This window comes from Winogradskyella aurantia (assembly GCF_002266855.1).
Classification (GTDB): domain Bacteria; phylum Bacteroidota; class Bacteroidia; order Flavobacteriales; family Flavobacteriaceae; genus Winogradskyella; species Winogradskyella aurantia.
Map to the genome: position 1 here is coordinate 309,007 of NZ_NGJN01000005.1, position 6,000 is coordinate 315,006.

The 6,000-nt window shown below is 34.3% G+C and carries 7 protein-coding genes; all 7 read right to left on the bottom strand.

From position 1 onward, the window contains the following. Nucleotides 1-124: 124 nt before the first annotated feature. Nucleotides 125-826: a hypothetical protein gene (locus tag CA834_RS11065; RefSeq protein WP_094968763.1), complete on the bottom strand. Its 702-nt coding sequence runs from the start codon at nucleotides 824-826 to the stop codon at nucleotides 125-127. Between the two features lie 212 nt (nucleotides 827-1,038). Beyond that, nucleotides 1,039-1,557: a RidA family protein gene (locus CA834_RS11070; RefSeq protein ID WP_094968764.1), complete on the bottom strand. Its 519-nt coding sequence runs from the start codon at nucleotides 1,555-1,557 to the stop codon at nucleotides 1,039-1,041. Nucleotides 1,558-1,801: 244 nt separating this feature from the next. Then, the gene (locus tag CA834_RS11075; RefSeq protein WP_094968786.1) at nucleotides 1,802-2,278 is read right to left on the bottom strand and encodes a glycosyl-4,4'-diaponeurosporenoate acyltransferase CrtO family protein; all 477 of its coding nucleotides are present in this window, start codon (nucleotides 2,276-2,278) and stop codon (nucleotides 1,802-1,804) included. A 192-nt stretch (nucleotides 2,279-2,470) separates the two neighbouring features. Further along, nucleotides 2,471-2,827, bottom strand: coding sequence for a hypothetical protein (locus CA834_RS11080; protein WP_094968765.1), 357 nt, complete (start codon nucleotides 2,825-2,827; stop codon nucleotides 2,471-2,473). Between the two features lie 62 nt (nucleotides 2,828-2,889). Continuing rightward, complete coding sequence (locus CA834_RS11085) at nucleotides 2,890-3,858, bottom strand: WD40 repeat domain-containing protein (protein ID WP_094968766.1); 969 nt, start codon at nucleotides 3,856-3,858, stop codon at nucleotides 2,890-2,892. Nucleotides 3,859-4,048: 190 nt separating this feature from the next. Next, nucleotides 4,049-4,876 (bottom strand): CPBP family intramembrane glutamic endopeptidase, encoded by an 828-nt coding sequence (locus CA834_RS11090; protein ID WP_094968767.1) that lies wholly within the window; start codon nucleotides 4,874-4,876, stop codon nucleotides 4,049-4,051. A gap of 75 nt (nucleotides 4,877-4,951) precedes the next feature. Beyond that, nucleotides 4,952-5,527, bottom strand: a complete 576-nt coding sequence (locus CA834_RS11095; RefSeq protein WP_094968768.1) for a mycothiol transferase — start codon at nucleotides 5,525-5,527, stop codon at nucleotides 4,952-4,954. Between the last annotated feature and the right edge of the window lie 473 nt (nucleotides 5,528-6,000).

The window sequence follows — 6,000 nt, forward strand, 5'->3', positions numbered from 1 at the left end:
TTAGCAAATAAATCACAGATAGACACGAGCCTTTCGACTGGAGCTCAAGACAGGCTAAAGCGAACTGTGCGAAGCAAATTGCGGTTATACATTTTTGGTGGTAGTTTTTATTTTAATTTCCTGATTATCCATAGTTTGCAAAATTATCCATAAGTACTTTCCACCAGGCCCACTCATCAGAGTAATACATGAGTCCGTGTTGTATCAGAATGAAGATTAAAAAAGGGATATAAGTGAGCCTTATTTCTTTTTCACCTCTTTCTTTCCAGATGATTAGCAATAATGAGATTTCAAGGGCCAAATAAGAATATGTCAAGGCTTGATTAAAATTTGAAGCTATTCCAAAAGTAAACAAGAACATCCTTGCTAAAGCAGGTAGCAAGGGTCCAAATATTGTGGCAACCATAAATTTGGAATGTAACTTTAGTTTCTTTCGGTAAATTAAACCCAATGCATAAAGAAGGGCAAAACTAACCAGAGTACAAGCATCTATAAAAGCGAGTTGATAGACTAAGTTTGGCGGATAATTTTCCTGTCCTTGAATCATCATTCTCATCATGATAATTCCACAAATGACTATAGTCGGAATTAATAATAATGATGACCAGCCCAAATATCTATGAGCTTTAAGTTTGCCTTTTTGAAATAGATATGGTTGGATAATGAGTAATATCATCCATAACGTGGCACTTATACCATGGATATGATATGGAATAGTAAATTCTCCTAACCTACTAAAGTAGGTGGTACTAAATCCCAATAGGACTATGACCAACCCTAGAGTTAAATAGAAGTGTGCATATTTATAGTATTTCTTCCTGGGCATAATGCATTACTAAATTACCATCAATGGTCTCGCATAACCGTCATTTATGGATTTAAAGTTACTATTTTTTGGTTAAGCTGACGTTAGTAATTCCGAGTGAATTCGCTTGAGCCTGTTTTGAGCGCAGTAGAAGGATAGTCGAATTAGCTGACACGAGCACAGCGAACTGGCTGCAGCAAATTGCGGTTATACCTTGTTGTGCGTTCGTACTTTTATTCAGATTTATGTACTTCAAGTTCGATTTCAATCATAAATTCAGGTAATGCTAAACCCTTTACTTCAAGCCAAGTTCCAGTTGGGAATCCGTTTTTATAAATTTCGGCTCTATATGCTGATTTTTCTAGCATTTGTGCCATATCAGTTGTAAAAACATCTTCTTTTACTACATCGTCAAATGTGCAACCAAAATGTTTTAATATTTTTTCCAAATCAGCATAACAGTTTCTCATCTGTTGTTCTATATCACCAACTGCGGTTGGATTTCCTTCATCGTCCATACTTACTGCTCCAGAAATTTTAATGCTATTTCCAATTTTCACGGCGTGGGAATATCCATAAGCTTTTTCCACTTCTGGTCTCAAGAGAAAATATTCAGGTTTCTCTGGTTCAATTATTACCTCTTTTTCAACTTCTTGCGTTTCTTCCTTTTGGTTTTGTTCACAGCTTTGTAGTCCAAAAGTCAATACGCAGAGTGTTGCGAGTAATGTTAGTCGGTTGGTTATTTTTTTCATAATTCTAATTGTTTAATGCCTATTTTGGTCGGTTGTCGGCTTTCCCATTTTATTTTGAAATGTATTTTTCTCTTATGACGCACGATGGTCTCGCATAACCGTCAGTTACGGATTTAAAGTTACTATTTTTCGGTTAAGTTGTCGTTAGTAATTCCGAGTGGATTTGCTTTAGCTTGCCTTTAGCGCAGTTTAAGTGCAGTCGAATCCTCCGCACGAGCGCAGCGAAATGGTGCGACAAATGCCGTTATACCTTGTTAGCGACAGTTTTTATTTTTAATATTCTGTCGATGCGCCTTTTGTTTTCTTGCTGTAATAATGAGGGATAGAGATTCATTAAAATATTTGGAATCATCATTGTGAGTCCGAATATGAATCCCACCTCAAAACTTTTAAAAATTGCAAAAAAGGTTACAAAAATAAATCCGATTAAATGGCTTATTTCAGAATAAATCATGTCATTTCGCAGTTGGGCCAAATCAGTACTTTTACTATCTACCTTTAGTTTTTGATTGAAGAATTTAAAGAACGTGTTTTTTACAGCCCATTTGAAGTAGGTCAGTCCGATCGTTTTATTTAGCCCTTTATTCTCTATAAAATTCAGATTTGACAGTTTATTATAATATTCTGTTTTCATTAGAATGCTATTGACTATCATTCCGACTATCCAAGATATAAATGACAGCGATATTCCAAATATAAATCCCAATAATAGATGTTTCATTATCATTTTAAAATGTGGCTATGGTGTTCTTGTATGCTGAGTGCTTTGTTTCTTCATCTAATTTAGCAAATACAAACAACATAGGCACAAACAGAGTGAACCTATCCTTACGGCAGGCGGGCTGGCGCAAGTAATTTTCGTAAGTCAGGGATAATGACGCCATTACTTATAGCCATTAGTAGCATACGTTTTTTAGTCGTCTATTTTATCGTATTCTACGCTGGCTTTTGCTATTCCTTCTGGATTGGGATCTAGGTACAGTTCGTAACCTTTTAAGAGCTTTACTTTTTTTAGTTCGTCTTTTTGAATAGAAATCTCCTCTATGATTTCCCCATCTTGTTGAACTCTTATGGAGAACTGTCTTTTTCCAATATTTTTAACTATTGCATAGCAATTTTGTCCAAAATATGGATTAATTGTTCCGTCTTGCCCAGGCCCTTTCCCGGTCATTATCATACTCTGAGAAGGTTCTAACACAAATTCTGTTTGAGCTGTCACTTCAAATTGTGTCAAGAACATTAAGGAGACTGTTATAATTAATGTTTTCATTGTTTGATTATTAATTGGCTTATTTATTAAATGTATGCTACATTTTTGTAAGTAGTCATTTTTCAGTACTTTATTTCTTTAATTTGCTTTAGTTCTTTATCCCAAATTATAATTTTTCCTTTTTCGTCTGTAGTCATTATTTTGCTATCTGATTTATTCCAATCAATTCCCCAAAGAAGATTTTCCGATTTGGATTCCTTGAGTAAATCGCCATTTTCATTCCAGAGCCGTAATGCTTCACTCGCGGTTGCTAAAGTTTTTCCATCTCTGCTCCATTTTATGTTTCTAAATTCAGCTTTACTTTTATTGATATTTCTTAAATTTTCGCCATCGGCTGACCAAAACTGTAATAATGGTGGGTAATCCTTTTCATAATCGCCGTAGTCCGCTGTAACAAAGAACTTACCATTCGGATTCCATGCTACACAAAGCATAAGGACATTTTCTTTTCTCGGCTTAATATCATAAATAGAATCGTTGTCAAAATCGTAAATAGATATTCTCTCGCCAACAACTGTAATTACGTTTTTTTCTGGATGCCAGTCTAATCCAATGAGACCTTTTTGTTTTGTGTTAATCCTTTTAATGATTGCGCCACTTTCATTGTAAATATTTAGAAAGCCACCATAATCTCCAACCGCAAGTAGATCTCCTTTATTGTTCCAGCCAATAGCCCTTGCACCAGATTCATCAATACTATCAAGTACGACTTGTTCCCTTGATATAGGGTCTAATATCAATGATTTCGATTTTTCATCTTGCATTGAAATAGCTAACTTGTTTTTAAATGGATGCCATTTCGTTTTTGTAATTGTACCTCGTAATGGAATATTATCTGTCAATTGATAAGTTTCTGATGAAAACAGCCTTAATGTATCTTGAGTACCTCCGACAGAAATTTGGTTGTTATTCGGATTCCAATTAGCAGTCCAAAGCCACCAATTTTCTCTTTCTACTGTTTTTCTGTTTTTTTTACACCCACAAACAAGAATAAATGATAAAATTAAGAGTATCGATTTTTTGTTATTCATTGGTTTTTAAAGATTACTTATAACGTTCTGGTGGATGATTTCGTTGCGTGGTTTAAGCAACTAATTTAACAAATACAAACCGAATAGACAGGAACAAAATGAACTGTGCGTAGCAAAAATCCGCTAGACACAAGCATGCAGTGCGAACTGTGCGTTAGCAAACTTTCAAGAGTAGGCGAGAACAGCGCCATTACTTATAGCCATTGTTGGCACTTGTTTTTAATTTATTTCTAGCAATCAATATTCCTGTAAATATTAGCATTCCGACACTAGATAATAAATGTACTTTTTTAAAATCCAGATTCAATTCCGGGAAAAACAGCAAAGTTATTCCTGCATTAATGGATAAGTGAAATAAGATTGCAACTAGAACGCTTCCTTTAGAATTAATTACTAACCAAGTGATTATGATTGATAAACAGATTAGCATTAGAAAATACGTTGTTACAGTTAAAAAAGAAATTGATTCTCCACTAACTAAAGTACCAAAAGGTGCCCACCAAAGTGGAATATGCCAAATAAACCAAATAACTCCAATTATGATTGCACTTTTTAAGTTTGTATATTTTTTTTGTAATTCGGGTAATAAAAAGCCTCTCCATCCAAGCTCTTCTCCTAAAGGTCCAGCATAAAATCCAGCCCCTAATATAGTCGGTATCGAAATAAAAGCCATTAGGTCAAAACTCCCGATATCTCCAATAAATATATTATATAATCCTATTCCAATAATTATAAAAAATATAGGTAAAAGAATTATGTATAAATAGTTTTTAAAAGGAACATTCCAAATAAATATTTTCTTTAGTAAGCTCAATACACCTGTAAATCCGTCAAAGATAAGAGTTGTTGCAATCGCACTAATCGTAGGTCCATAAACACCAGTAAAAAAGAATATTAAAAATTTTCCAATTGATTCTTGGTTAATTCCATTCGCAAGAAGATTTAAGCCAATAAACCAAAAAGTCCAAGACCAAATAATGGTCATTAATAAAAAAATATAAGTTTTTTTGTTATTCATATTTTCTCAAATAAGTGCCAACGTTTAGTTGGAAGCGGTCGTTTTAATGCCGTTTATACAATGTTGTATTCAGTTCTATTTTGGAATTCTTTTTAAGATAAGTCTAATTTGCCCCATATGGTTTGCTTGATGTTCCATTACGTGATACCAAGCCCAATGATTATTCATATTACTACCTTTTATCTTCTTTTTAAACCATTTATCATCTTTCTGTTTCAGTAACTTTAATGTTTCTTTTCGTACCTCATTCCATATCTCCAAATAGTAATCAATTGGATTATTTATTAGTGAATCTCTCGATAGTTGACCTAAATCCAGTGCAACTCCCCACTTTTTCTTTTCAACCTCATTAAATCCTCTATTTTCAAATGTATAAACCTGATAATACTTTTCTACAGCTGCTAAATGAAAAATAATAGCTCCTGGTCTATTAGCCATTGAGTCTAAAAGAAAATCGGTTTCCTCTTGATTTAAGTTTTGTACACTGTTTGTTACTCTTCTTTTTAAGTCTTCCATCATTGAAATAACAACTCCGACTTGAGTAGAATACCCTTTTTTAGGATTTATGACTTGTTGACCTGTAACGTTAAGGCTACAAAAAAGAAAAAGTACTATTATACTTGCTGATAAAGTTAGATAGTTTCCTTTCATAATGTATTTTTAATTGATGACAACGCCCTGCTATACGCGGTGACGTTCTGGGTTAAAAATTTATGGTGACTGAAAGTTACATATAAATTTTAAAGACAAGCAGAACGTTAACAAATCGAGCTTTCGAGATTCATGACTTCCATAAGAAAATAGCGATATCACGAACCAAATTGCTTTTAGGAATTGTTGGGTCGGGTTTTTGATGTTTTCAAAGTTGGGGCCTAAGGCTTTGAGTCCCAACCGATGTTGCAATTTGGTTTAGCAGGGCGTTGGGACGGATGTCCAAGGGGCGGGAATTGCGCAGCAATGTAGCGACTTGGTGCAAGCCGCAGGCTTTAAATCCGTCCCAACGGTCTTCTTTACTTTACAACAACATAATTACAGTTGTTTACATTTACTAAGAAACAAGAGGAGAACTAAAACGGTCTTTGGAATCGCAGTTCCTTTATACGTATCAGTCCTCTTGTCTCTCT

Coding starts and splice junctions, on each gene's coding strand:
- CA834_RS11065 (WP_094968763.1), bottom strand. CDS start 826: ATGCCCAGGAAGAAATACTATAAATATGCACACTTCTATTTAACTCTA.
- CA834_RS11085 (WP_094968766.1), bottom strand. CDS start 3,858: ATGAATAACAAAAAATCGATACTCTTAATTTTATCATTTATTCTTGTT.
- CA834_RS11070 (WP_094968764.1), bottom strand. CDS start 1,557: ATGAAAAAAATAACCAACCGACTAACATTACTCGCAACACTCTGCGTA.
- CA834_RS11080 (WP_094968765.1), bottom strand. CDS start 2,827: ATGAAAACATTAATTATAACAGTCTCCTTAATGTTCTTGACACAATTT.
- CA834_RS11095 (WP_094968768.1), bottom strand. CDS start 5,527: ATGAAAGGAAACTATCTAACTTTATCAGCAAGTATAATAGTACTTTTT.
- CA834_RS11075 (WP_094968786.1), bottom strand. CDS start 2,278: ATGAAACATCTATTATTGGGATTTATATTTGGAATATCGCTGTCATTT.
- CA834_RS11090 (WP_094968767.1), bottom strand. CDS start 4,876: ATGAATAACAAAAAAACTTATATTTTTTTATTAATGACCATTATTTGG.